We start from the raw sequence: 25589 nt of genomic DNA on the forward strand, positions 1-25589 counted from the left end.
GACCATGGCCCGTTCCTCACGACGCGAAGTCCTCCAGGCCCTGGCTGGCGTCAGCGGGCTGGCCCTGCTCCCGGCCTGTGGCCTCCACCGCGCGGGCGCGCCCGACGTGAAGTCGACCTCCACGCCACCCGTCGCCCTCCCGCCGCCGTCCACCGCGCGGCCCCACTACTTCGTCCGCATCACCCTCGACGGTGGCTTCGACAGCGTGATGACCGTGGACGCGAAGGACCCCGCCACGGCCGGAGAGGTCGACACCGGATACCGGGCGGCCGAGCGCCTCCAGGGCACGCGCCGCCTGTTCGGGCCGCTCATCGGCGGGCTGCTGCGCCACGACGACGCGCTGTGCCTGGTCCACGGCGTCCGCTACGACACCGTCGCGCACGAGACGGGCGAGGCCATCCTGCGCGCGGGCCACCAGCGACATGGCGCCAGCACCCCGCCCTTCGGCGACGTGCTCGGAGGCCTGTTGCCGGGCAGCGCCCCCATCCCGCACCTCCACATCCAGACCGGCTTCCCGCGGCCACCGCGCCCCCTGGACGCGCTGCCGCTGCCCGGCAATCCGGAGGGCCGCGCCATCCCTTTCGCGGGAGGACTGAGCATCGACCCCGCGACGGTGGAGCTGCTCACGGGCGAGCCTCGACAGGGCCTGTTCGACACGCCCCCCTGGTTCGAGGAGATGCAGGCCCTGCGGCACGAGGAGGCCCGCCAGTGGCTCGGCGGGAGACCGGAGGAGCTCGCCGCGCACGAGCAGACGCTCCAACAGGGCCAGCACCTCCAGCGCCTGCTATCCACCGCGGACCGCCACACGGCGCTTCGTGGAAGTCCGCTGGGGCCCGGCCTCCAGCTCGCCTTCCATGCCGTGCGTGGCAATCACGCCCGCTTCGTCACCGTGCGCTCGCCCCGCGTCTGGTTGGACACGCACACCGACAACGTGGCGCTCCAGTCAGCGCGCACGCGCCCCATCTTCGACGACATCGCCGGCTTCCTGGACCTGCTCCAGCGCGAGCGCAACGCGTTCGGCACGCTCCTGGAACAGACCACCATCGTGATCGCCTCCGAGCTGGGCCGCTTCCCCAAGCTGAACATGGTGCGGGGCAAGGACCACTGGCCCGAGAACAGCTGGATTCTCCTGGGGCGTGGCATCCGCGCGGGCGCGACGGTCGGACAGACGGACGCGAGGTTCCGCGGCGTCTCCATCGACTATCGCAGCGGCAGCACCACCGAGGGGCAACGGCGCCCGCTCGAAATCGACGCGCTCTTCGCCACCCTGCTGCACCTGGCCGGAGGAGATCCGCTCCGCCACGACTACGGGCGGGACATGCTGCTGCACGGCATCCTCGCCTGACGAAGACGACGAACCCCGACAGCTCGCGCGCCCTCCCCAGTGGGTCTCGTCTTGCCTGACGTTCGCTGAACAGAGCCCGAAGTCCACCCGCTGCCCCAACCTATCCGGAGACGTTCATGCAAGGAGCCAAGCAGCCCATCGCGAAACACCTGAAGACCCTGACCGGCCGTGTCGCCGTGGTGACCGGCGCCAGCCGCGGCGCGGGTCGCGCCATCGCCCTGGTGCTCGCCGAAGCCGGCGCCACTGTCTACGTCACCGGTCGAAGCGCCTCTGCCGGACAGACCACCGAGGGGCTCCCCGGCACGGTGGAGAACGCCGCCGAGGAGGTGACGCAGCGAGGGGGGAAGGGAATCGCCGCTCGGGTGGACCACACGAACGAGCAGGACGTGGCCGCGTTCTTCGAGCGCGTCAAGCGCGAGTCCGGGCGGCTGGACCTGCTCGTCAACAACGTCTGGGGAGGTTACGAGCAGTATGACGGCCCCGACTTCGACCTGCCGTTCTGGGAGCAGCCCACGGAGAAGCGCTGGCAGGGCATGTATGTCGCCGGCCTGCGCGCGCACTTCCTGTCGAGCCGGTTCGCCGCGCCGCTGCTCATCGGGCGCAAGGCCGACGCGCCTCCGGGCCTCATCGTCAACACGGTGGGCTGGGCCTACGGCGAGTACCTGCGCAACCTGTACTACGACGTCGCCAAGTCCGCGATCATCCGCATGAGCTTTGGCATGGGGCTGGAGTTGAAGAAGCACCACGTCGCGGCGGTGGCCCTGGCACCGGGCTTCATGCGCACCGAGCGAGTGATGGCCGAGCACGCCAAGGGTCCCTTCGACCTGAGCGGCACCGAGTCGCCCGAGTACGGAGGCAGGGCCGTGGCCGCGCTGGCCGGGGATCCGCGCATCATGGAGCGCAGCGGGAAGCTGTTCACCTCCGGCGACCTGGCGCGCGAGTACGGCTTCACGGACGTGGATGGCAAGCAGCCCGAGGGCTTCCGCATCCCGCCCTACGGGGAGGACGAGGCCCCCCAGAGTACGGGGACCTGAGCACTTGCTCCGTGGGCCCGCCCCGCCATGACGGGACGGGCCCGCCTCCGAGCCTCAGGACTCCAACGCGAAGTCGAACCCCAGCAAGGTGCTGCCCGCCTGCGCGAACCATCCATCCGTGGCGGAGGCGTGCTGGGTGAGCACATGGATGTCGCGGAAGCGCCGCTGGAGGGTGGAGCCGTCCCGGACGGGGCTGGTGCCGCTAGCGCGATAGCAGGCGCTCACCACCTCGGCGGCGGTGTCCACGAGCCACGCGGTGGTGCTTAGAATCTCCGGTGCGAAGCCGGAGGCGGAGTCCGGCGCCTCGACGCAGGTGGTCCAGAAGCGCCCCGAGAGTTCCTGGAGCAGGGCGCGCGCCGCGCGCAGGTCGGATTGGGCTCGCCCCAGCCGGTGCTGGAACTGGGGTGACTCGCGCAGGGTGTGGCGCGCATACAGGCGCTTCTTTCCCGCCTTCGCCAGGGCGACCACGTCGTCGAGCGCAGCCTGCGCGATTCCGACCGCCACCGCGCCGATGTGCAGGCTGATCTGGAGCGGAGGGGCCACGAAGTGGGGGCTGGGGTGGCAGGGGCGGGCCGCGGCGACGTCAAAGGCATACGCCTCCGGCACGAAGACATCCTCGACGGAGATGTCGTGACTGCCACTGCCACGCATCCCGAGGACCTGCCAGTTGTCGAGGATGCGCGCGGAGGAGGCGGGCACCAGCACGGTGCGCAGCGCGGGTTTGCCATCCGTGCCCATCACAGGCTTTCCCGATTCGTCCTTCAGGGCGCAGCTTCCGTAGAACCAATCACTGTGATGGCATCCCGTGGCGAAGTTCCACCGCCCCGTGACGCGATAGCCTCCCACCACCGTCCGCGCCTCTCCCTGCGCCGCCATGGCGCCCGCCGCGACGATGTCCGGGCTCGCCGCGTGGATGGCATCGAACTCCGAGCGTGGCAACACCGCGAACAGATGGGGGCTGCCCACGCCAATCATGGTCGTCCAACCGAGGGAGCCGTCGATTCGACCCAGCTCCTCCAGCACTTCCAGCCCCTCCAGGAGCGACAGGTCGAGTCCGCCATGACTGCGCGGCACGAACATCCGGAACACCCCCGCTGACTTGAGCAGGCCAATCACATCGGCGGGAATCCTCCTCGCCAACTCGATTTCCGCGCCCCGCGCGGAGAGGGATGGTGCGAGTTCGCGTACCGCCTGGAGGACCGCGGACCGACTGTTCGTCTTCACGTGCGACTCCCGGGAACGAGGGACACGAGGCCTTCCACGCAGCGCTCACCAGGGACATCTCCACACCTGGCGCGTGCCTCTGACGCAACTCCTATCATAGACGAGACTAACTAGTAATTCCACCCAAACAGACAACGGCAGCAAAACATTGCCATGTGGGCATAGCCCCATTCCAGATAGACGGGCCCCAACACATGGGACCGGCCATGAAGGTCCTCACTCGTTCTCAGACGTGTCTCCACCCCACCCGTACGCCTCCCATCAGGGCCTGCTCGCCCAGGTCGTTCAGGTCGCCGTGCTCTCCACTCCCGGTGCAGGATGGGGCATGCATGTCACCGAGGACGCACTCCGAAGGTTCGTCGTCTCCCTGAGGAAGGGCGCAGCCGGGACGGAGTCCTCTCCCACCGTACGGGACTTCGCCGAGCGCGCCCACAAGCTCGACCCGCGCAGCCTGGTTCGTGAAGGCACGGCGCTCCTGAAGAAGGAAGAGGACGCCGCCATCGCACGCGTGGTGCTGCGCGCACTCCGAGGCCTGCGGGGAGACATCGAAGAGCATGGCGACCACAGCGAATTCGCCGACGAGGCCTCCTTCGTGAGGCGCGCTGTCTCCACCTGGGAGAAGCGGGTGGATGACGACGGGGAGGACGTGCTGCTCGCCGACAACCTCGAGTCGTCCCTGGTGGCGGTGGTGCCGTCGTCCAGCATCACCCCCGCGGAGGAGAAGGCCTGGAAGGTGCTCGTCAAGAGCCGCCGCCTCGCCACGGCGCTCATGGCCCTCGTGAAGAAGCCCGTCACCCCGTGGTTCGCCGAGCTGGCGGCGGCGTACATCGGGCGCGAGGTGACGCACATCGCGAAGAGCTCGCGCGCCGAGTCCTGGCAGTCAAAGCTCGACGACGTGCCGGTGCTGCTCGGTCTGCTGCCCGAACTGGGCAACCCACCCATCTTCACCCCTCGCGTGCTGCGCGCCGCCAACCTCGTGCTGCTCTGTCACAAGCACGCACCGACGCGTGAGGCACTGGCCGCGATGGGCACACTCGGGCTTCCGCCGCGGACACGGAGGGCGTCGCGCGCATCAAGCGACGGGCCGCGGTGATGGAGGCTGCCCGCGCCGCGAATGCGCGACGGACAACGAAGGCGGCGCCACCGGACAGGAAGACGACGCCACTGGCCAGGAAGACGGCGTCACGGGCCAAGAAGGCGGCGCCACCAGTCAATCAGGCGGCGTCACCGGCCAGGAAGACGGCGTCACGGGCCAAGAAGGCGGCGCCACCAGTCAATCAGGCGGCGCGACGGAAGACGACTCGCGCCTCGACGCGTCCGGCGCCCCGATAAGAGTGGGCCAGCTTGCGAGGCGGGTGGCCACCGCGTGAGGAATCAGGGCGATTCGCGGCCAGCCGCTGTCGACGCCCATGGATGCCCCGAACGCCTCTCCACGGGAGCGGCACACCGCCGCCCTGCCGAACGGCGAGGAAGGGGTCACCCGCCTGCGATCAACCCAGCCGCTGTCAAACCTCATCAATTCTCAGCAACGAGACTCGGTACCCCATCCGCTCCAGGCGGTCATGTGCGTAACTCAGATTGAGCTGACTGAAGAACGGGAGGGAATGCGGCCACTTGGGGTTGCTCTTTGTGATGACCGCGAACACAACTTCAAACTCCGCCGGATTCGGGCGCTCCTGCGGGATCAGACTCTTCAACGTCGGATGGATCTTCAGTACATGATTCCGGGCGTGGTTCCTGAATTCTTGATCCATCCAGAACGCATCCGCCGAGACAACGCCTTGAGAAAAAAGATGGCTGAGTGTCGAGGACCGTGTCTTCCGCTTCACGTGCACGAACTGCCGATCCTTCGTGAGCAGGTCGCAGACCTCGATCGACGTCTTGCCCTCCGCGACATATGAGTTCTTCTTGTCCATCAAGATGAACCCTCGCGACTTGGCGACGTTGAAGTTGTAGTCGTCCTCCCGGTCCGTGCTCTTCGCGGCAGGAAGAATGAGCGTCGACTTCTTGATGGTTCCGACCCGGTCTCTCACCTCATCAGCGAAACGCTTGGCGACTCGGAACCAATCGCCCCCGGAGAGCACGAAGACCTCTCCCTTTTCCTCCGCCTCGAACACAATCGAGTCATACACACTCCACTTGGACACGGGCGCATTCGCCGCGCCAAAGTGAACCTGAACATGGTCTCGCTTGAGGTCGGCGACCGACACCGTTTCATCCTTCGTCTTGAGATAGTCCTCCATCAACAGGTCATGGCGCGGCGTCGGGTCCGCTTCCGTCGAGAACGAAAGCCCCGATGATTCACTCCAGTCGATGACCTCGGGCGTGGCCAGATGGAGGGCGTCGGCTGAGCCTGCCTGAATCTTTTCGATCAACCTGCGATTCAACTCCCCCATCACTGCCTGGTCTCGAACCGACCGGAGATGATCGAACCAGGGGAAGTGCTTCTTGTACTCCTGGCTCTGATAGGCGGCGAAGAGCTCCTCGCTCTTCTCCCCAAGCTGTTCGACCTCCACTTTGGCGCTCAGCGAAAGCGAGTCAGAACCGACTATCAACTTCGCGAACTCCTCACTCTTGGGCTTCCCCGCGATGACCCGGAGGATGTCCTGATTCAGATTGAGAGCGAATGCATCCAGCGGTGAGTTTCGACTCAGTTGCTTTCGCGTCTGCGTCGTCAGGTCCTCGACCTTGCGAGCATCCACGCTCCGCAACTGGGTAGGATCGACCGAGTTCAAGACCACCTTGAGGCCGAAGTCCCGCTCGAAGCAGTCGGCTCGAAGGAGGTTCCGGCCATGTCCTTGCGCGAAGGCGACGATCCTTTTCTTCAGCCGGACAAAGAATACCCCGCACACGTTCTGGTTCTTGAGCGTCGGCAGCTTCTTCGCCACGATCGTCTCCAGGAACTCCATCCACGGAGGTGAGCGCGCCTTCTTCGCCTGGAGGTAGAAGTCAGCCGAATAGGAAAGCCGCGCTGACAACTCCACCTTCTCCACCGCGCTGACGTCCTTGAGACAGTCCTCGGGCTTCTTGAATTCGTCCTTGATCAGCAGCGCGGTCAGATGCCTGACACGTGCCCGACTCTTCTGCATAGGCATACGTCCCCCTATCTGGCGCGCCGCACCTCGACGCGCCAGTTGCACTCGTCATGAACCGAGAAGCACCACGCGGCGAACGCCACGCTCCGTCAACACGACCTCACCCGGCGGGAGTGGACTCCTGAGCCAACTCCCGCAGGTCGAACTCCTTCATCCCTCTCAGGGTGCGATAGCGCTCCGGAAACGCGGTCAGGATGAGCACCTGCAGCGACTCCCCCACCTTCTCAATCAACTCCAGCGCGCGCCGATGGCGGACCGCGTCCGTGTTGACCAGGGCATCATCCAGGACCACGAGCTGCGGCTCCGGCTTCGTCCCTTGCTTCGACAGCATCTCCCCGAGAGCCAGGCGCAGCGCGAACAGGGTCTGCTCCTGCATTCCCCATGAGAAGCTCGCCAGCGACCTCGCCCCGTCGGGAGTCTCCATCGCCGCGTCGATGAACTCCGGCCCCAGCGAGAGCACCTCGTTCCGCCCATCTCCACGGATGTGCTCCAAGCGCGCATGAACCGCGTCCTGGATAGGTGCCACGAACGTCCGGTTCACCTGCTCCTGCCAGTGGCCCACCAACTTTCGGAGAATCTCGGCCGCCTCGGCCCGGGTCTTGAGTTGCAGGTGCTCCTCCGTCGCAAGCACCAGCCGCTCCTCCGCCTCCCCCAATCGCGAGTACACCCCTGCCTCCGCCGCCCGCCCCAGCAACGTCTCCGCGCGGATGATTCGCTCCTGGGCCTTCTTTTCCGCGCCTACGACTCGCTCCCTCGCCTCGTCGAGCTGGCGGCGCTGCGTGGCCGCCCGCTCCTCCGGACGGGGAAGCCGCGCCCTCAACCCCGTCACCATGTTCTTCAGGCGCTCCAGCTCCCCATGAGCCCGTTCGACCTCCGCCCCCAGTTGCTCCAGCGACATGCCCAGCGCATGGAGTTGGGCCTTCATCGTCAGCTCCAGCTCTCGCGCTGTCTGCATCGCGGAGTCCCGCTCCTGGGCCAGACCCCGTACCTGCCTCTCCACCTGGCGGTACACCGCCTCCGCGTCGTCCTTCGCCTTCTCCCGCTCCTTCACCTCCTGCTTGCGGAGCCTCAGCTCCTCGGAGAGCACGACGAGTTCGGGGGTCGGGTACGTGGCCAGGGCGGCCACCGCGAGATTGAGCTGCCCCGCCAGGGTCCCCACCTTCCCCGCCTGCTCGCGACGCTTCTCCCGGAGAGCCTCCACGCTCTCGAAGCCCGCGGCCTCCAGAAACGTCTCCAGCGCGCCTTCGTGCTTCGCCTGCTCCTGGAGTACCGCTTGCTGTGATTCCCACTCCACACGCAACCGCTGCGGACTCTCCACACCATGCTCGTGGAGCCGGCGTGTCAGCTCCTTGCGGAACTTCTCCACGTCCGCCTGGAGGTTCCCGATCTCCTCGGCCCCGGTGCGAACGCGCACCTCCCCGACGCCCTTGATGCGCAGGCTTCCCGCGCTCACGCCCGCGAACAGCTTCTGCTCGGCCTTCGCCAGTTCGTGCCGCTGGACCTGTCCCTCCGCCTCCCACTCGATGCTCCGAGACCCTTCCGCCTTGAAGACGACCTCGATTCCCCGCGCCTCCAGTTTGTCCTGCGCCTGCCGCAGCTTGCGCTCGACGTCCTCCGCGCGCTTGACGTCGGATTCGGACAGCGTCTTCAACGCCGCTGTTCTTCGCCGCAATCCCTCCACGGCGGTCTCCAGCCGCTCCCCCTGCTTGAGCTGTCCATCCAGCCGCTGCTGCTCCACCAGCGCCTGCCGGGCCTTCTCCAGCAGACGTCCGCGCTCCTGCCGCTGCTCCGCCTTCTCCTGCTCTCCGAGCTGCGCCTGGAACAGCTCCCGGGCCTGTCGGAACGACGCTTCCTGGCCAATCAACCCCTCTCGCGCCTTCTGGAGGACCGGCTCCTTCTCCGCCACGACAGCCTGATGCCGAGCCACGTTCTGGCGAAGCGCGAGCAGCTCTCGCTGCTTCCCATCCAGGTGCTCCCATTCCTGGTGCTGGCGCTCCACATCCTTGTCCCGGAGAGCGATCTGCTGCTCCAGCTGCGTCTCCGCCTCCACACGCGCCTGAAGCGCGGAGAACCGCGCCTCGAGGGCCCCCCGCTCCCCAGCGAGGTCGCCCAGCGCGCTCCTCGCCTCCTCCATGTCCCGGGCGTGCTCCGCGCTCGCCTCCTGCTGGGCGCGAATTCCCCGCAGCTCCTCCTCGAGAGACGCCACGAGCGCCGCCTTCAACTCCAGCTCGCTGCCGGTCACCACCTTGCCTTTCTTCAGCGTGAAGAACTGGCGATAGGCGTCCTCCACCCGCTTCAACACCCCTTGCTCCTGCTCGCTCAGCACCGCGACGCCCACCGCCTCCATGAGCCGAGCCTTCAGGGGCGTGTCCAGACCGGGCAGCACATGACGCTCGGCGGATTGACCCAGCCAGAGCAGGCGGGCCAGTCCCCACTGGCCCGGCTTCGTCGCACCGGCCTGCGCTCCTCCGGAGAAGAGGAACCCTCGCGCCATTTCGTCTGCCCGCTGCGAGTCGGCGAGCCGCTCGAACCGCGTCCCCGTCCATTCGTCCAGCAGGCTCGTGGCGTCATCCAGGAACGCCTTCTCCAACCGATAGCGCTTGCCACCGGAGTCCAGCTCCAGTGTCACCCGCGGCGACAGCGTCGTCCCCCAGGGCCGCAGGTTCTGTATCTCCCGGTCCCTCGTCGAGTTCCGGTCGAACAGTGCCCGCGCGAGGGCCAGGACGAGACTCGACTTCCCTGTCTCGTTCGGCGCATGGACGACATGGATGCCCACCCCCAGCCCGGACAGCTCCACGGGATTGCGGAAGCAACGGAAATGCTGAACTCGAAGCCTGCGCAGAATCATCGCCACGCCTCCATCACCAGCTCCGACAAGAGACACCTGGCCGCGATCCGCCCCGCTTCCGAGGCGTCGACCAGCCCGGGAGACAAGGGTCGCGACAACTCCTCCAGGAGCGAAGCCACCAGGGAGCTGGAGGCGACCACCTCGGCGAGCCGTCCCTCCACCTCCGCCTTCGGAATGTCGCGACGCTCGACGGAAACATGCAGGAACGCCCGCCCCAGCAATCCTTCCTTGAGACGGTCCACGACCGGTGTGGCGGCATCCGAGGAGGCGCCCGTGGTGCGAATCCGCAGCAGGGTCCTGGCCGGCTGGGCCGCGTCCTTCATGAGCCCCAGGACACGCGCCGCCTCCCGCTCCGGGTCCTGGCCCAGATCCAACTCCAGGGTGCGCCACACCAGCGAGCCGGTGGGAACGGGGGTCAGCCGAGGCACGTCGCCCCGCGAGGCAATCTCCACGAGCAGCGCCTGCCCCGAGCCATCCTCACCGAACTTCGTCGTCTCATGCGCCCCCGCATAGGCGGTGCGCTCCTCGTGGACGTATTGCCCGTGCCAGTGACCCAGCGCGAGATAGTCGAGCCCCACTCGCGCCACCGCATCCAGGGCAATCGGGAAGTCGTCCAGGGCGTGCTTCCCCTCGATACGAAGGGAGCCATGGGCCACGCCAACGCGGATGGCGTCCACGTCCGCGCGGGCCCGCCACTCGCCCGTTGGATCCTTCATTCCCTTCTTCTGTCGAAGCGGGGCGGCGAGCAGCACCGCCGCCGTCCCTGGAATGGGAACCGGCGCATCTCCATCCAGCATGCGGACATGCGCGGGCCGCTGCTTCCAGGAAGCGCGATGGTAGACGGCGTCAGGCGTCAGCGCGTCATGGTTGCCCGGCAGGACGAACACCGGCGCGCGCGCTCCCTCCAGCACCGCCACCACCTGATGCACGAGCCGGTCCTCGACCAGGTTGTCCTCGAAGATGTCACCCGCGAGCACGACGGCATCCACCTGATGGCTGTTCGCCGCCTGAATGACATTGCGTGCCGCCTCCAACCTCGCCTCGCGCACCGCTGACGCAACCTGGGCGACGTGTCTCGCCCGAAGCCCCATCTGCCAATCCGCGGAATGAAGAATCCTGACCATGACTCACCGATGTGCCGCGAAGTCCAGACGCGGCGGAAGGAGTGTCGCCCCGAACTCGAGCGCGCTCTCTCCACACACCGTACCGACGCACGGGATGGCCAGGACATACCTCCCGAGGAGTAGGCGCCCCGTCCCCGCGACCCACCGGATGAGTGAGGACGCACCCACCCGGGTAGTCAATATCAGACGCATCAATCCATCCTGAGGGCGTTTCATTGTCCGGTCGGCTCCGCTAGGATCGACACCCGCAAAGGCTCACCGCCAGAGTGCCTCGACTCCGACCTGTCCGGCGGAGCTCGGTCCCTTCGCGCGTCCCGAGCCTGGGAGGTAGGGCCTCGGGCAGCGAGGGCACCTACCACTGGAGTGGTAGGGACAGCGTTCTCTCTCTTGTCTATTGAGAGGGCAGACGGTCTGGGCAATCGCGGGGCGCGCTCCCGCATGCAGGGGGATGGACATGGTTTTCGACTCTCGTGAATTCCTGCTGAGGGACAAGGTCATCGCGGCGCTCAACAGCTCCCTGAACCTCTCCGAGGTCATGGAGAGGGTCCGCGGCCTCTTCCTGGAACTGATTCCCGCGGAGTACATGGGGCTGTGCATCGTCGCCCCTGGCCAGCCCATCCCCTACCGGTGGCTGGTTCCCGGCCCTCGCGTTCCGCTCCTGGAGCAGTCCGAATACGACAAGGTGGCCGACGACGACTTCGTGCGCAGGGCGCTGTTGCGCCAGCTCGACACCGTCCTCCGGGACTCGGAGATGGTGTCGCGCAGGGAGCTGGAAGCAAGCCAGCTCTACCAGCGCAGCCAAGAGCTGGAACTGCGACTGGAACACGTCATGGCCGTTCTCATGAACGTGCGCCCGGGCGTCTTCGGCGGCTTCACGCTCTACCGCGACCGCCGACACCCGTTCTCCGAGCGCGCCGTCGCCCTGCTCACCAGCCTCACGCCGCACCTGGCCAACACGGTGCGCAACTGCGGCGAGATGTGGGTGGCCTCCACGGGCGTGCGCCTCCTGGAGCAAATCCACGAGAATGACCGCTCCGCGTTCATCGTGGTGGACCCGCCCGCCCTCGAACGACTGCGCTCACCCCGGGCCACCACGCTGCTCGAGCAGTGGTTCACCCGCTCCGACCTCCACGGTTCCGGCCTGCCCGAGGTCCTCGTGGACCGGCTGGTCGCCCTGACTCGCATGTCCCCGGACGAGCGGCTTCAGGCGAACGTCTGGGTGAGGTCACTCGATGACTCGCACCGGGTGGTGAAGTTCATCGAGCTCCCCGAGCCCCAGGGCCCCAGCCCCTGGGCGCTCATCCTTCACGAGATTCCCCACTCGATTCCGCTCCCCGAGCAGATGAAGCGGCGGCTCACCAGTCGCCAGGTCACCATCGCCCAGGCGCTGCTCAGGAACTGGTCCAACGAGCAGATTGCCCGTGAATACGGCCTCTCCATCGACACGGTGAAGACACACATCCGGGACATCTTCAGCACGGACCGGCTGAACTGCGACAGCCGCGCCGATTTCCTCTACCAGGCCGCCCGCCTGATGAAGCCCATCTGACCCACCACGGGCGGACCCGGCCCTTCCTCCGGACCCGCCCGTGGCGCCCCGTGTCCCTGGCGGCTCAGAACTCCGGCAGGGACAGCAGATTGTCGAAACGACTGCCGTTCGGCACCGACCGCAGATAGGGCGGTCGCGCATTGACGACCTCTACCCGCGCCTCCACGGGCAGGGCCTGAACCCTCGCGTCCCCACCGTCATCAATCCATTCCACCATCTGCTGCCGCGTACTCGTCCCCGTCATGAGGCCCTCACGCCAGCGAACCAGCGCGATGTGCTCGAGTCGTCTGCCGCCCTCGAGGTGGATGTGAGTGATGTAACGCATGAAGCGCCCCCTGGTGTGGATGCCTTGTGTCGACTGGGAGAATGGCGCTGGCCAGGAGGGTCGTCTCTACCTCGCCAGGGGTATGGGAGTTCACCGCTCGCGGAAGAAACCTGGATACACGACGCGCGTCGTGCGAGCAGACAACAGCACGGCGGACTGTTCCTCCACATCCGTCAGCGTCCGGAGCACGGACGTCAGCTCCGCCACATGGTCTTCATCCAGACCTCCGTGGCCGCGCAGGAACGTCACCGCCTTGCCGATGTTCGCAATGGCATCCGCCTGAATCAGGTGCTCCGCGGCCCCGGTCGCGCGCGTCACGGAGAGGTATTCCAGGACATACGCCGTGCCCAGGAACGCGGTGGGAATGCCCGCCCGGGAGGTGAAGAAGTTCCAGCTGGTATAGGCCTCCACCGCCGGAGACGGGCCCGTGGACAGGACCCGCTCCTCCGAGCACCCCAGGTTCTTCAGGTCCGTCAGCAACCAGCGCTCGTGGCCGCGCTCCTCCTCGGCCTTCTGGAGCAGCAGGTCCGCCAGCCTCGGGTGCCGCCCCAGGTGCTTCAGGCGCGTCCCCGCGCCCTTCAGCAGCGGCAGGCTCCAGCGGACGTAGTGATACGTCTGCACCAGGTAGTGGACATAGCCCTCCCGGTCGAGCGTGCCGGCGAACAGGCGGCTTGCGTCAGGATGCGCATCCAGCGCCGCCACGAGCGCGCGGCCCTCCTGCTCCAGCAGGTCCACCCAATCCATCGACTTCGGGCTCTCCATCGTCGTCTGCACGGACGTCTCCTGTCCGGGGCGTGGGCTCCCGGCTGTTGCGCGTTGAAGGTGAAGGAAGAAAAGCGGGTCGCCCTGGGGCTAGCCGGCGCGACGCACGATGCCGTCGAGCGCGCGGAACCGCTCCAGGGTGCTGGCGGGAATCTCGTCGAGCGCGGCGAGGAGCGGCAGGGTGAAGCGGCGGAAGCTCGCGTCGTAGAGTGGCTCCGCGATGAACCGCGCGCCCATCTTCCTGGCGAACAACGAGGGCGCCCTCGGCATCCGCAGCCCGCCCAGGTTTCCCTGTCCCGCGCGCTCACGCTCCATGGGCGTATAGAAGGGGCTGCTGGGGAGGACCGGAGACTCCGAGGGCTCGGAGACCCTCACCCGCCAGCGAGGGCTCACCCAGCCCCGGTGCGCCGCCACCCGGGCGATGAGACTCGCGTCCTCCCTCGAATCCGTGTCCAGGTTCGCCGCGGCGATCCAGTGCGTCACGCCGCGTCCGCGGCTCTCCGCGTAGATGCCCGCCTGCAGGTGCGCCACCGCCTCGGAGTGCCTCCAACGCTCGAGCACACAGAAGCGCGCGGTCTCCGCGAACACCATCCCAGGTCCGCCCAGACCCGACAGGTCCAGCTTCTGCTCCAGTTCGATACCCAGCCGGCCCCCCGTGGCGAGCGCCACCTCCGGGCTCGTCATCAACATCCGCAACGTCGCCACCGGCTCGCGGTCCGCGTAGACCACCAGATGCACCGTGGTCTCCAGCGTGTCGAAACAGCTCACCTCCCGCCTCGACGGCGGCGCCTTTCCGGAAATCAACCTCAGTTCCCCCCCAAAGACAGCCCAGCGGACACGAAGCGCGTCATCGAGCTCTCGCTGGGTGGTGGCTACTCGGCAGTGCATGGACGTCATGGGTTCCCTCTCGAACTCGGGTCGGTCGCGGCGACTCACCGTCTCCTGTCCATTCATTCGTTGCCGGGATCCAAAGTGCGCGGGGCGTTCATTTTCTCCTCTCGCGCGCGGCGGCATACCACCTGGGAGGTACAGACTGACGGACTGATCTCCAGCAACCTTTCATGGAGATGCACAAACCCGCCTCCGTCGAACTCACCAGGGTGGGAACGAACATACATGTCGCAGTCAACCCGAGAGCGGGCAGGAGTTTCCCGGTGAGGAGTGGGGATGAGTTTTCCATCACAAGCGGAGGAACAGGCACTTCATGAGCGCGTCCTTAAAAAGAATGAGTCACTGGCCTCCCAGGACGTCTTCAGGGTCTTCATGGCCCCCATCACCCGAGTGCTTTGCCGCAACCGGAGAAAAACCAAAGAGGAGGCGCACGACGCGGTCTGCGACGTCCTCATGGAGTATTTGGAGAATCCCGAACGGTACCTGGCCCACAAGAGCAAGCTGTCCTCGTATTTGACCCGGAACGCCGAAATGCAGGTCCGGGACATGTACCGCTCCCAGGAGGCCCGCCAGCGCCGAGAAAGGGAATTCGGGGAGGCAATCGAACTTCGCGCGACGGCTCCGAATAGAAGCCTGGAGATCATCGTGGAGGCACGACACCTCGTGGGACAACTCGAACAGGCCATTCAGGAGCAGGACCGGGCCGCCCTCGGGCTCATCCTCCAAGGTGAGCGCTCCACCGACGCCCTGGCCAAGGCCATGAACCTGCCGCAGCTGTCGGAGAAAGAGCTCCGCCGCGAGGTGAAACGGAACCGGGACCGCCTCATGAAGACCCTGGGACGGATCGGGAAGGAGGAGTGAGATGTCGAACCCTGATTGGCTCGAACGGGCCGCCCTGCGTGCCCAGCGCGCGTCCTGGACGCTTGCCTATACACTCGAGAGGTATCGCCAACTGGAGGATCGGACCGAGGCTGAACTCGCGCGGGATCTGGGCTGCACGCGGGAAGTGCTCTACTGGCTGTGTCTGTGCCGCAAACCCGAGGGCCCGGACTTCGATACCCAGGTCACCGCCATCACCGAACGTCATGAAGTGGATCTCCGGGCGCTCGTCGACGTGATTCGACACGTCGAAATCGTGGATGCCCTGTCCGAGCGGGTCGCGGACTCCAACGGAGAGGAACGTCCCATCCAGATGGCCGCGAGAGACCGCGTCCCGGGCGAGAAGACGAGTCCATGACGCCGCTCTGGCTCGAGGAGGCCGTGGAGGAGTGTGGCTTCACGGCCCCCTCGCGCTTCCCACGAAACCTGTCGACGGAGATTCCCTCGCGGCTCTCCGTCAAGGTGGTGGCCCTGCCCCACCTGACGCCGCAAGCCGTGCGGGACTGGCTCTTGCGCCGGGGTATCCGTCAGCCCGTCGAGGGTGACGCCAGTGATTTCCATGGCTGCATGGTGGCGAAAGCCGGACACGGATTCCTGTTCGTGGACAGGTCCGAGGAGAACGCCGAGCAACGCTTCACCGTCGCGCACGAGCTGTCGCACTTCATCCTGGACCAATGGCTTCCACGTCAGCGGGCCCTGCGGGTGTTTGGCGAGCAGATACTGCCGGTGCTCGACGGTCTGCGTAAGCCCACGCCGGACGAGGCCATGACGGCCCTCTTCGAGAAGCTCTCGCTGGGGCCTCCGGTGGACCTCATGGCTCGCGATGCCTCCGGACACTACGCCCGTCGAGCGGTGATGGACTCCGAGTGGCGCGCGGACCTGCTGGGCCTGGAGCTGCTGGCTCCGGCGAAGCTCGTGGTGCCACTGGTGATGGACCTCCCCGCCGAGGAGGCCACGGGCCTGCTGTTCTTCCGGTACGGGCTCCCCCGGGAGAAGGCGGACACCTACGTCCAGGAGTTGCACCGCCGCATGCGCACTCCGCGATTTTCAATCGAGCAGTTCCTGGGAGTGGAGGGAGGGTAGACATGTCGAGCAGGATTCCGCCGGAAGAGATGGGTGAGTTGTTTGGGGATGACGACTATCGGGAGGCATTCGGGGAGGACATGGCCTCCACGCTGGACCTCGACCGATGGTCCACGGGGCTCGACCTGGACAAGGTCATGGAGCGCTTCCGGAGCGAGATTGCCGGCGCCCTGCACAAGGAAGGGCGGCTGCGCACCCTCGTCCGCAACGAGATTCTCCCCCGACTGTCTACCCGCAGCGGCATGCTTCCCGAGGCGGGAGTCTACAAAGTCACGCCAGAAGAGCTGACACTCATCCACGAGCGGCTGCTCTTCCAAGGCAAGGTTGACGCCGTGGCCGGCAGCCATGCGAGCCATGACAGCCTGCCCATCGGCATCTCCCAGATTGGGGTCGGCATCGTCGGCTACCAGGGGAACTCCGGCGCCTTTTCAAAGCGGCTGTTCCGCAAGGAGATGGCCGCGCGGAACGCGAATCCCGCCCAGGAGGCGATGGATTACATCAACATGCGCCAGAACCGCTTCCAGGGGCACAAAGACACCCTGTCCCGGATGGCGCGGCGGGGCATCCGGACCTATGCGGAGCGGGCCGCGCTCTTGAGCAAGTCCTCGGCGGAGTGGCGGATGGGCATCGGGAATCCCTGCGCGCACGAGCTGCTCTCCGGCTCTGGGTACATGACCCTGCTGGAGCGCTCGCTGTCCGTGCTCCAGCGGGTCATCCATGAACACAAGAAGTTCGTCTTCGTCTCCGGCTCACTCCAGGACCGGGGCTTCCTGACGATGGGCTTCGCGCTCGACGCGGGCGAGTACGCGCTCCTCGAGACGCTCCAGAGCGATGGCGAGCACATCGTCAGGGGCTGGGAGTACGGAGGACGCAGCAAGCGCATGGCCTGGGACTTCGTGCGCGACTCGAGTTCGTGCGTCGTGAAGGGGCTGTTCCGAATTTCAGACCACTCCCCTCCCCGCCTGTTCTACGCGCACCGTGAGCACGTGCACGAGGCCGCCTGGGTGGCCATGGCCGACAGCGTGCTGCGTCCCGAGCGGGGCTTCCCCCTGCTGCTCGACGTCGCGGAGATGTCCTGCCGCAGTGCCTTTGGCGACGACGGCTTCCTGGGGCTGGTCCATGACGCCTACGCCCAGGCGGGAGCCAACCTCCAGTTCTTCAGTGAGCGCGGGATGCGCCGGTAGGGGGGAGACAACCATGTCCAATGATGGCAAGGGACCAAGGCCACCAGGTCCGGGGCTGTTCGAGAACATTCCGAGTCGTCCACCGCACGGACTGAACGGACACACGGCGCCACTCCCGTCGCTCGGAGGACCTCGGGGTGAGTCGCCACATCAGACTCCGCTGCCCTCGGGCGGTGAGGACAGAAGACTTGTGCCTCCAGGTCAACCGTCACGCGCGGCCCCCACGACGGTGCGCAGGCCCGCTTCGCCCCCGGAGACGCCACCGGCGTCCGCGCGGGAGGGGCGCGGCGACGTCGTCCGTTCGACGCCACCCGAGGCCCGTGCCGCGCTCGAGGAGCTGAGGAACGACACGACGGCGTCGCAGCTCGACCCCGAACTGGAGCTGGCCGCGGGCTTCACCCACTTCGACACCGCGTCCAGCGAGGACAACCTCGTGACCATCCTGCTGGCCCGCGACGACCTCCACCTGCTCGCCTCGCAGACGCTGGTACGGGTGAAGTCGCGCGAGGACAAGCGCACCTATCTGGGTGTCGTCGTCCGAGGCCCCTTCACGGAACCCAACGCCGTTCCCGCCAACTCGACGATGGCCATCGGCGTGGTGACGCACGGAAAGAAGCTCACCTACACGTTCGACTATCACGGCCGCGCGGAGGTGGAGCTGTTGGGTGAGGAAGTGGAGGGAGTCCTGAAGCCTCCCCGCTTCCGGCCACGTCCCCAGAGCCCCGTGTTCGTGCTGGATGACAAGGAGAGCGAGCGCGTTCTCGGTGTGGGCGGAGACCTGTGCCTGGGCGTCGTCGTGGGCTACGAGCGCATGGAGGCCCGCCTCAATGCGCGCGACAAGTCCGTGCTGCCGCGGCACACCGGCATCATCGGTACGACGGGTGGCGGCAAGTCCACCACCGTGGCCACGCTCATCCACCGCGCCCAGGCAGAGGGCATCGCCACCGTCGTCTTCGACGTGGAGGGCGAATACACGCATGTGGATGAGCCCACGGACCACGCCGCCATGCTGGAGGCCCTCAAGCGAAGGGGCCTGCGACCTCAGGGCGTCAGGGACCTGCACCTCCACCATCTGACGGGCCGATCCAGCCGCAACCCGCGCCACAAGAACCTGCACCGCTTCGCCCTGAACTTCTCCAGCCTGTCGCCCTATGCCCTGGCCGAAATCCTGGACATGTCGGACGCGCAGCAGGAGCGCTTCCTCAAGGCCTATGACGTCACCAAGCTGCTCCTGGAGGACTTCAAGATCTTCCCGCTGAGCGACCAGGAGAAACAACAGGCGCTGGACGTGGACGAGCTGTCGACCGGCTACCCCCGGATGACCATCCAGCACGTGCTGGACGTCGTGAGCGCCTACATCTACAGCCTCAGTGACGAGGGCCGCGCAGAGGCAAAGCCCCGTGCTCGTGCCTCGTCACGACGCAAGGAGCCGCTACTGGAGGCGCTCGAGGGACTGGACCCGGCGCCCGAAGAGGACTCGCCTCCGCCAAGCCACGCGCTCTCGCTCCACAGCGAGTTCAAGAGCAACCCGGGGATGGTCATGCGCCGGGTGATGGCCCAGAGCAGCAGGGCCGAAATCAGTTGGAAGGCCCTGGCCAGCAAGCTCCACCGCCTGCGACGGCTCAACATCTTCGACGTGGGGACCGCGCCGGGCGTGGCCTACAACTCGATGCTCGCGCCGGGACGCGTGTCGGTCATCGACCTGTCGGACACGGACTCACCCCAGCTCAACAACCTGGTCATCGCGGACATCCTGCGAGGACTCCAGGAGGCGCAGGAGGCACGCTACGAGAAGGCGAACAACCAGGACCAGGCCGTCACCCCGGTGCTCATCATCATCGAGGAGGCGCACGAGTTCCTGTCGGCCAGCCGCATCAGCCAGATGCCCGTCCTCTTCGAGCAGGTCGCCCGCATCGCCAAGCGCGGACGCAAGCGTTGGCTCGGGCTCGTCTTCGTCACGCAGCTGCCTCAACACCTCCCCAATGAGGTGCTGGGCCTGCTCAACAACTTCATCATCCACAAGATGACCGACAGCTCCGTCATCTCCCGCATGCAACGCACGGTGGGAAGCATCGACGAGAGCCTCTGGAATCGGGTGACCCGGCTCGCCCCAGGGCAGGCGCTGGTCTCCTTCAGCAATTTCGCCCGTCCGCTGATGGTGGCAGTCGACCCCGCCCCCGTGAAGCGCCTGCTCGTCGACTGAGCAGCGCGAGGGAAACGCAGTCGACGAAGTTCAATCATCATCAACCAGGTCGCAGCCAGCGACCGTAACAGCCCTCGGACACCGGAGCCCCGAGAGGCAACAGAGATGATTCACCTTCGAAACATTCCACTGGCGGACGACCGTGAGGCCAGTTGGGGGCGCGCCTCCAGGCGCCCCCAGCACGACATCCCGCATCTCACGTGCGCGGGACTGCTCCTCGCGAGCCTGGGGCCCGCCGTAGCCGCGCCCCGCTCCGAGTGCGGCGGCCTCCAGTATCGCCGCGACGCCGAAACCGTTCCGCTCGCTCGTCACCGACGAAGCGTCGATGGCCACCGGCCCCCCGCAGATGATGGTCGACCAACTCGTGAGCCAAGCCGACAACACCGGCCTCACCTTCAATCGTTGACCATCACCTGCGCCCCGCCGCTCTCGTGCGGCTCCTGAGTGCCCGGGCTCGCCTTCGAGAACAACATCGTTCCCCAGGCCGAGGAGCCATCAGCACTTTCTTCTACCCGTTGCCACACCACCTCCACCGCTGTCCTCCCCAGGAAACATCTGTGCCCTCATCCCGACTCTTGCGCTGCCTTCAAGCCTGTCTATTCCTCGCCCTCGGGGCCCATTGCGGCGAACCGCCCGCGCCCCCGACAGAGGCCTCCCCTCCGCCCGCGTCCCTTTCGAAGCTGGAAGAGGAGCCCACCACCCGCCCCCGCTTCGTCCCGGGCCGAGTCCTCGTGAAGTTCCGGCCAGCCCCCCAGGGCAAGGCCTCTTCCGTCAGCGCGCCCATGACGCTCCATGGCCTGACGTTCCAGCAGGCGGACGTCCTTTCCGGGGGCACGGAGCTCTGGACGCTCGCGTCCAACGAAGCGCTGACGAACAAGTCCGTGGCCGAGCAGGAGTCCCTCACCACGGCCGCCGTGGAGGAGCTCCGCCTGCGCTCCGACGTGGAATACGCGCACGTGGACCCTTACATGGACTACCTGTCCGAGCCCGTTGACCCGTACTACGGCCTGCAATGGCACTACCCCGCCATCCACCTGCCAGAGGCCTGGCAGACCGTCACCGGCAACGTGAAGATCGCCGTCCTGGACTCCGGGCGGCTCGCGCACCCGGACCTCGATGATCGCTGGGGGCAAGGCTACGACTTCGGCTACGAGCAGCCGAATGTCTCCGACCCGGACCCGACCTCCGACGGCCGATGGCACCACGGCCTGGCGGTGGCAGGAATCCTGGGCGCGAAGTGGGACAACTACGGCGTCGCGGGAGTCTGCAGGGATTGCCCTCTCATGCCCGTGAAGATCTCCTCGACCGCCGACCGCCCCATCATGAGCAACGTGACCAAGGCCATCAACTGGGCCGTCCTGAACGGGGCCAAGGTCATCAACATGAGCTTCGGAACCCTGGAGCCCACTGAAGAGCGCTGCGTCGACTTTCCGTTGTTGCAGCAAGCCGTCACCAATGCCATCCAGGCCGGCGTGGTGGTGGTCGCCGCGGCGGGCAATGACAATCGCGACCCCAGCGTGGTGATACCCGCGTCCTGTCAGGGGGTCATCACCGTGGCGGCGACCATGCCGAACGGGCACCTGGCCCCCTACAGCAACAGGGGTCCCCGAGTGACCATCACCGCGCCCGGCGGAGGCCCGGATGTCTACGGCAATGGGCTGCTCTGCGACGACCCCACTCCGATGGGGCCCTATAATGGGCTGGGTGGAAGCGTGACGGCCTGGGCCGTGTCCAAGCCCGGCCCCACGGTGTTCGGGGCGGACTTCTGCCACCGCTACATCTCCGGCACGTCCTTCGCCGCGCCCCACGTCGCGGGGGTCGCCGCGCTCATCATGACCCAGCGCCCCCACTGGACCGTCGCCCAGGTGACCCAGCGGCTCCTCCAGTCCGTGAATGCCGTCCCCGGATGCCCGGCGAACACGTGCGGCGCCGGCATGCTGGATGCCTCCAAGGCGGTCATCACGCCCCTCCTGATTCCCTCCCCCACGTGTGAGTCGATTCCCGGCACCGCGACGAACACGAGCACCTTCTCCTGCACCGTCCCCTGGCCCTTTGGAGGAGTCACGCCCTACACCCAGTCCTGGTCCAGCATCGCCAACCTCACCATCGAGAACTCCACCTCCATCTCGGTGGCGGGCACGTGCACGCCGGGCACTGACGCGACGGTGAGATTCACCGTCAGCGACAGTGAGGCAACCACCCTCTCACGAGATGTCAGCTTCCGCTGCGCCACGCCCGCCCTGGACGCGAGGATTGTGTTCCAGCGGGTCGACTCCACCATGCAGGCTGACCGCATCTACAACATCACCGTGATGATTCAGAACACGGGGACCGAGCCCTGGACCGCCGCGACAGGGTTCAGGCTCCAGGCCATCGAGCCCGTCACCAACACGTCGTTCTGGGGACTGGACCGCGTCCAGTTGGAGCCCGGTGAGGTCATCAGGCGCTTCGAGACCAAGACCTTCCTGTTCGCCATCAGGACGCCGTACGAGTTGGGCACCTATCCCTTCCAGTGGCGGATGATGAAGGAGGGACATGGCCTGTTCGGTGCGCCCTCGTTCTTGACTCAAATCAACGTCACGGTGCCGTTCCGGGACTCGGCCTTCGTCCGTCAGTCCGTGCCCACCTCGGTGGTGGCGGGGAGCACCTTCCACGCCACCTTCACGATGAAGAACACGGGCAGCGACACCTGGACCATGGCCACGTTCTATCGGCTGGGCTCCCAGCCGGCGACGAGCAGCGTGTGGGGACACCAGCGCATCTACCTCAACCCGACGGACTCGGCGGCTCGCGGTCAGGAGCTGACCTTCTCCACGATGCTCACCGCGCCCACCACGCCCGGTCCCTACACGATGTACTGGCGGATGGTTCAGGATGGGTTCGACACCCCGGTCTACTTCGGCGCATTCACCGAACCCATCACCATCAACGTCACGCTGCCGCCGCGGGACGCGGTCGTCGTCAGCCAGTCCGGCCCCACCACCGTGATGGCGGGCACTTCCTTCGTCTACGACGTCACGTTGCGCAACACGGGCACCCTGCCCTGGCGCGCCGACACCGGCTTCTCCCTCCGCAACCTGTTCCCCGAATGGAGCAACTCCAACGGAGCCCTGGCCCCCGGCGAAGAGGTGGCGCCCGGCGCGGAGAAGACGTTCCACGTCACCGTCAACGCGCCCACGCAGGTCCGCTCCTACGCGCTGCGGTGGCAGATGTGGCAGACCCAGGCCGGAGGCTTCGGGCAGGCCTCGCCGCTGACCTTCATCCAGGTCATTCCTCGCACCGACGCGACGTTCGTCGGGCAGACGGTCCCCGCTCGCGTGGAGCCTGGGCAGAGCTTCCCCGTCACCGTCACGATGAAGAACTCGGGCGACACGACCTGGGGTGACAGCGCCATCGTCCACCTGGCCCCGCTCCCCAATCTCCAGGGCAACAACTGGGGGCACGTGTCCGTCACCCTGGAGCCGGGGGACCGCGTCAAACCCGGCGAGGAGCGGACCTTCAGCTTCACGGCCACCGCGCCCACCACGACCCAGGGCCCTCATGCCTTCCAGTGGCGGATGCGCATGCAGACCGCACCGGGGACCTTCAGTCACATGGGTGAGTCCTCGGCCCTGGTGAACATCCTCGTGGCGGACCGCTGCTACTGCCCGCCCGGTGATGTCTGCCAGGACGTCAACTGCACGCCGCCGGTGGAGATGTAGCCCCGAGCGCGCAAGCGAAGCCCGAAGAACCCCGCCGCGCGCGCCCTTTCACACAGGGACGCGCGCGGCGCGGCGCGAGAGACACTCCGCTCACGGGAGTTCTCCCGAGCCACGCGGTCGGAGTCGGGCGTCGTGAGGTGGACAGGACCACGCCCTCGGGGCGCGATGGGCGCCGTGCCTCGCACGCACCAGTCTCCTGGGCCTGTCCACGAATGGAGCAGGCCCATGCAGCGCAGGAACTTCCTTCGACTCACCGCGATGAGCAGCGGACTGCTCGTCCTCGGGCCCGGCTTCTGGCGTGCGGCCTATGCGGCCCCCTCGCGGCCCGGCCCTGGCCCCTATGGCGCCCTCACCGGGACACCGGATGCACAGGGCCTGCGACTTCCCGCGGGCTTCACCTCTCGCATCGTCGCTCGCACGAACGAGGTCGTCCCTGGCACGGACTACACCTGGCATGGCAGCCCCGATGGTGGCACCTGCTTTCCCACCAGTGACGGAGGCTGGGTCTACACCTCCAACAGCGAATTGCCCCTGCTCGGCGGTGCCTCCGCGCTCCGCTTCGACGGCGGCGGTGGCGTGGTGGGCGCGTACCGCATCCTCGGTGGGACGATCGCCAACTGCGCGGGAGGGCCAACGCCTTGGAGCACGTGGCTGTCCTGTGAGGAATGGGATGGCGGACACGTGTGGGAATGCGACCCGCTGAATCCCTCGCAGGGCCAGCGTCGCGCCGCGCTGGGCACCTTCGCGCATGAGGCCGTGGCGGTGGACCCCGTGGGACGCCGGCTGTACCTGACGGAGGACCGCCCCCATGGGCGCTTCTACCGCTTCACGCCGTCCCAGTGGCCGTCGCTCGCGGCGGGCACACTCGAGGCCGCGCGGTTGTCCGGCAACGCGCTGGAAGGAACGGCGTCCTTCAGCTGGACGAAGGTCTCCGCGTCGAGCCCCGCGTGGCTCCAGACCGCGCGGTTCTGGACCACCGCGTTCGATGGCGGCGAGGGCTGCTGGTACGACAGCGGCACCGTCTACTTCACCACCAAGGGGGACAACCGCGTCTGGGCCCACACGCCCTCCACCGGACAGGTGGAGATCCTCTACGACGACAACCTCTTCCCGGACTCACCCCTGCACGGCGTGGACAACGTCACCGTGTCTCGCTCGGGGGACCTCTACGTGGCCGAGGACGGGGATGACCTCCAGCTCTGCCTCATCACCCCTCAGCCGGAGCGCGTGGTCTCGCCCTTTCTCCAGCTCGAAGGCCATGGAGGCTCGGAGCTCACCGGTCCCGCGTTCAGTCCGGATGGGCACCGGCTGTACTTCAGCTCGCAGCGCGGCACGAACGGCCAGGGCGTCACCTTCGAGGTGCGTGGGCCCTTCCGCTGAAGACACACCCGCGCGGCGCGGTCATTCCTCGCCGCGCGGGGCCGTCACGACGGGGTTCGTCAGGGCGAGTAGTAGAACGCCGAGCCCCAGAAGAAGCCCGACTTCCCACTGGGAGGCGTGCCGAGGTAGCAGTTGGCGCCGTCGAACCAGCCCGCCTCACACACATTGTTCGGGCCGCGCGTCATGTAGTAGTTGTTGGCGTGCATGAAGGGCGAGCCGTCACCCGCCGGCATCGAAGCCACGTAGCAGTTGGCGCCATCGAAGGTCGCGTCGACAGTGGTCCCGTTCCAGACAACGTCGCCCGGGCACGCGTCCCCGGCCACGAACACCACGAAGCTGGACGAGCAGACCGTCTGGCCCGCGGTGTTGGCGACATTCATGGTGACCGTCGACCAGCGGCCCGGGAGCGCCCCGGGGGCCATGATGAAGCTCATATACATCGTCGTCGAGGAGCCGATGAAGCCCTTCGTGCCATTGCTCCAGCTCACGCCGGGCACCGCGCTGAACGCCATGTTGATGAGTCCCGCGCTCCCCGAGAAGGACGCGGTGATGATGTACGTCCCGTAGGCCAGCCCCGAGACATTGATGGTGTCGGAGTACGCCGCGCCAGGGGTCACGGTGGTGTTGGTCGGCCAGCTCGTACACTGGGCGTCCGCGCGACCGGGGGTAGCTACGACGAGCGCCATGGCCACGGCGGCCCCGAACAGCCAACCGCGAGACACACCACTGCGCGAGAGCAACGCTGAGGATGCAACGGACATACGGCCTCCTGGTGAAGTGAGACCCGCACTCTGCTGTGATTGAGCCGCCAAAGACAAGCCTGAATACAAATCATTCACGATGAGCCATCCAGGCCCTGTGACATGCCATGCTACAAGTCTGGCGTCGGCGTCGGGAATGAACAACAAAGACACTGTCTCTGTAGCACCCGACGCTACAACCAAGACATGTCCGTCAGACGG

The 25589-nt window shown here is 66.8% G+C and carries 19 protein-coding genes; 11 read left to right on the forward strand and 8 right to left on the reverse strand.

Annotated elements, in window-relative coordinates; all coding sequences use genetic code 11:
* The first annotated feature begins 4 nt into the window (after nucleotides 1-4).
* Together HUA74_RS19040 and HUA74_RS19045 are read left to right on the forward strand one after the other, a co-directional pair.
* Nucleotides 5-1345: a DUF1501 domain-containing protein gene (locus tag HUA74_RS19040; RefSeq protein WP_174455633.1), complete on the forward strand. Its 1341-nt coding sequence runs from the start codon at nucleotides 5-7 to the stop codon at nucleotides 1343-1345.
* A gap of 116 nt (nucleotides 1346-1461) precedes the next feature.
* On the forward strand, nucleotides 1462-2379 hold the full coding sequence (locus tag HUA74_RS19045) for an SDR family NAD(P)-dependent oxidoreductase (RefSeq protein WP_174455634.1): 918 nt from the start codon (nucleotides 1462-1464) through the stop codon (nucleotides 2377-2379).
* A gap of 54 nt (nucleotides 2380-2433) precedes the next feature.
* Here HUA74_RS19045 and HUA74_RS19050 read toward each other — a convergent pair whose 3' ends face one another.
* Nucleotides 2434-3603, reverse strand: a complete 1170-nt coding sequence (locus HUA74_RS19050; protein WP_174455635.1) for an acyl-CoA dehydrogenase family protein — start codon at nucleotides 3601-3603, stop codon at nucleotides 2434-2436.
* A 325-nt stretch (nucleotides 3604-3928) separates the two neighbouring features.
* Between HUA74_RS19050 and HUA74_RS19055 the strand changes: the two genes are divergently transcribed.
* The gene (locus HUA74_RS19055) at nucleotides 3929-4696 is read left to right on the forward strand and encodes a hypothetical protein (RefSeq protein ID WP_174455636.1); all 768 of its coding nucleotides are present in this window, start codon (nucleotides 3929-3931) and stop codon (nucleotides 4694-4696) included.
* 412 nt (nucleotides 4697-5108) lie between these two features.
* Here the strand turns inward: HUA74_RS19055 and HUA74_RS19060 are convergent, their stop codons facing one another.
* The 3 genes from HUA74_RS19060 to HUA74_RS19070 form a co-directional block, all read right to left on the reverse strand.
* Nucleotides 5109-6692, reverse strand: a complete 1584-nt coding sequence (locus HUA74_RS19060; RefSeq protein ID WP_174455637.1) for a DUF6119 family protein — start codon at nucleotides 6690-6692, stop codon at nucleotides 5109-5111.
* A 106-nt stretch (nucleotides 6693-6798) separates the two neighbouring features.
* Complete coding sequence (locus HUA74_RS19065) at nucleotides 6799-9546, reverse strand: hypothetical protein (protein ID WP_174455638.1); 2748 nt, start codon at nucleotides 9544-9546, stop codon at nucleotides 6799-6801.
* Complete coding sequence (locus HUA74_RS19070) at nucleotides 9543-10670, reverse strand: DNA repair exonuclease (RefSeq protein WP_174455639.1); 1128 nt, start codon at nucleotides 10668-10670, stop codon at nucleotides 9543-9545. Before HUA74_RS19070 ends, HUA74_RS19065 begins: the two co-directional genes overlap by 4 nt.
* Before the next feature lie 454 nt (nucleotides 10671-11124).
* On the opposite strand from HUA74_RS19070, the gene HUA74_RS19075 reads away from it, so the two are divergent.
* Nucleotides 11125-12219, forward strand: a complete 1095-nt coding sequence (locus HUA74_RS19075) for a LuxR C-terminal-related transcriptional regulator (protein ID WP_174455640.1) — start codon at nucleotides 11125-11127, stop codon at nucleotides 12217-12219.
* A 64-nt stretch (nucleotides 12220-12283) separates the two neighbouring features.
* Here the strand turns inward: HUA74_RS19075 and HUA74_RS19080 are convergent, their stop codons facing one another.
* The 3 genes from HUA74_RS19080 to HUA74_RS19090 form a co-directional block, all read right to left on the reverse strand.
* Nucleotides 12284-12544 (reverse strand): DUF3892 domain-containing protein, encoded by a 261-nt coding sequence (locus tag HUA74_RS19080; RefSeq protein WP_174455641.1) that lies wholly within the window; start codon nucleotides 12542-12544, stop codon nucleotides 12284-12286.
* Nucleotides 12545-12634: 90 nt separating this feature from the next.
* The gene (locus HUA74_RS19085) at nucleotides 12635-13318 is read right to left on the reverse strand and encodes an iron-containing redox enzyme family protein (RefSeq protein WP_371745690.1); all 684 of its coding nucleotides are present in this window, start codon (nucleotides 13316-13318) and stop codon (nucleotides 12635-12637) included.
* 78 nt (nucleotides 13319-13396) lie between these two features.
* Nucleotides 13397-14203 carry a GNAT family N-acyltransferase gene (locus HUA74_RS19090; protein ID WP_174455642.1) on the reverse strand — a complete coding sequence of 269 codons (807 nt, stop codon included), beginning with the start codon at nucleotides 14201-14203 and terminating at the stop codon, nucleotides 13397-13399.
* Nucleotides 14204-14473: 270 nt separating this feature from the next.
* On the opposite strand from HUA74_RS19090, the gene HUA74_RS19095 reads away from it, so the two are divergent.
* From HUA74_RS19095 to HUA74_RS19125, 7 genes are all read left to right on the forward strand, one after another.
* Nucleotides 14474-15058, forward strand: a complete 585-nt coding sequence (locus HUA74_RS19095; RefSeq protein WP_141647512.1) for an RNA polymerase sigma factor — start codon at nucleotides 14474-14476, stop codon at nucleotides 15056-15058.
* Nucleotide 15059: 1 nt separating this feature from the next.
* Nucleotides 15060-15434 (forward strand): hypothetical protein, encoded by a 375-nt coding sequence (locus HUA74_RS19100; protein ID WP_141647513.1) that lies wholly within the window; start codon nucleotides 15060-15062, stop codon nucleotides 15432-15434.
* The gene (locus HUA74_RS19105; RefSeq protein WP_141647514.1) at nucleotides 15431-16159 is read left to right on the forward strand and encodes an ImmA/IrrE family metallo-endopeptidase; all 729 of its coding nucleotides are present in this window, start codon (nucleotides 15431-15433) and stop codon (nucleotides 16157-16159) included. The genes HUA74_RS19100 and HUA74_RS19105 overlap by 4 nt, the downstream gene beginning before the upstream one ends.
* Nucleotides 16160-16161: 2 nt before the next feature.
* Nucleotides 16162-17343, forward strand: a complete 1182-nt coding sequence (locus HUA74_RS19110) for a hypothetical protein (RefSeq protein ID WP_141647515.1) — start codon at nucleotides 16162-16164, stop codon at nucleotides 17341-17343.
* A 190-nt stretch (nucleotides 17344-17533) separates the two neighbouring features.
* Nucleotides 17534-19546: an ATP-binding protein gene (locus HUA74_RS19115; protein ID WP_371817263.1), complete on the forward strand. Its 2013-nt coding sequence runs from the start codon at nucleotides 17534-17536 to the stop codon at nucleotides 19544-19546.
* Between the two features lie 731 nt (nucleotides 19547-20277).
* Nucleotides 20278-23247, forward strand: coding sequence for a S8 family serine peptidase (locus HUA74_RS19120; RefSeq protein ID WP_174455644.1), 2970 nt, complete (start codon nucleotides 20278-20280; stop codon nucleotides 23245-23247).
* Nucleotides 23248-23472: 225 nt separating this feature from the next.
* Nucleotides 23473-24627 (forward strand): alkaline phosphatase PhoX, encoded by a 1155-nt coding sequence (locus tag HUA74_RS19125; RefSeq protein ID WP_174455645.1) that lies wholly within the window; start codon nucleotides 23473-23475, stop codon nucleotides 24625-24627.
* A 59-nt stretch (nucleotides 24628-24686) separates the two neighbouring features.
* Here HUA74_RS19125 and HUA74_RS19130 read toward each other — a convergent pair whose 3' ends face one another.
* Nucleotides 24687-25388 carry a hypothetical protein gene (locus HUA74_RS19130; RefSeq protein WP_174455646.1) on the reverse strand — a complete coding sequence of 234 codons (702 nt, stop codon included), beginning with the start codon at nucleotides 25386-25388 and terminating at the stop codon, nucleotides 24687-24689.
* Nucleotides 25389-25589: the final 201 nt, after the last annotated feature.

This window comes from Myxococcus sp. CA051A (assembly GCF_013336705.1).
Taxonomy (GTDB): domain Bacteria; phylum Myxococcota; class Myxococcia; order Myxococcales; family Myxococcaceae; genus Myxococcus; species Myxococcus llanfairpwllgwyngyllgogerychwyrndrobwllllantysiliogogogochensis.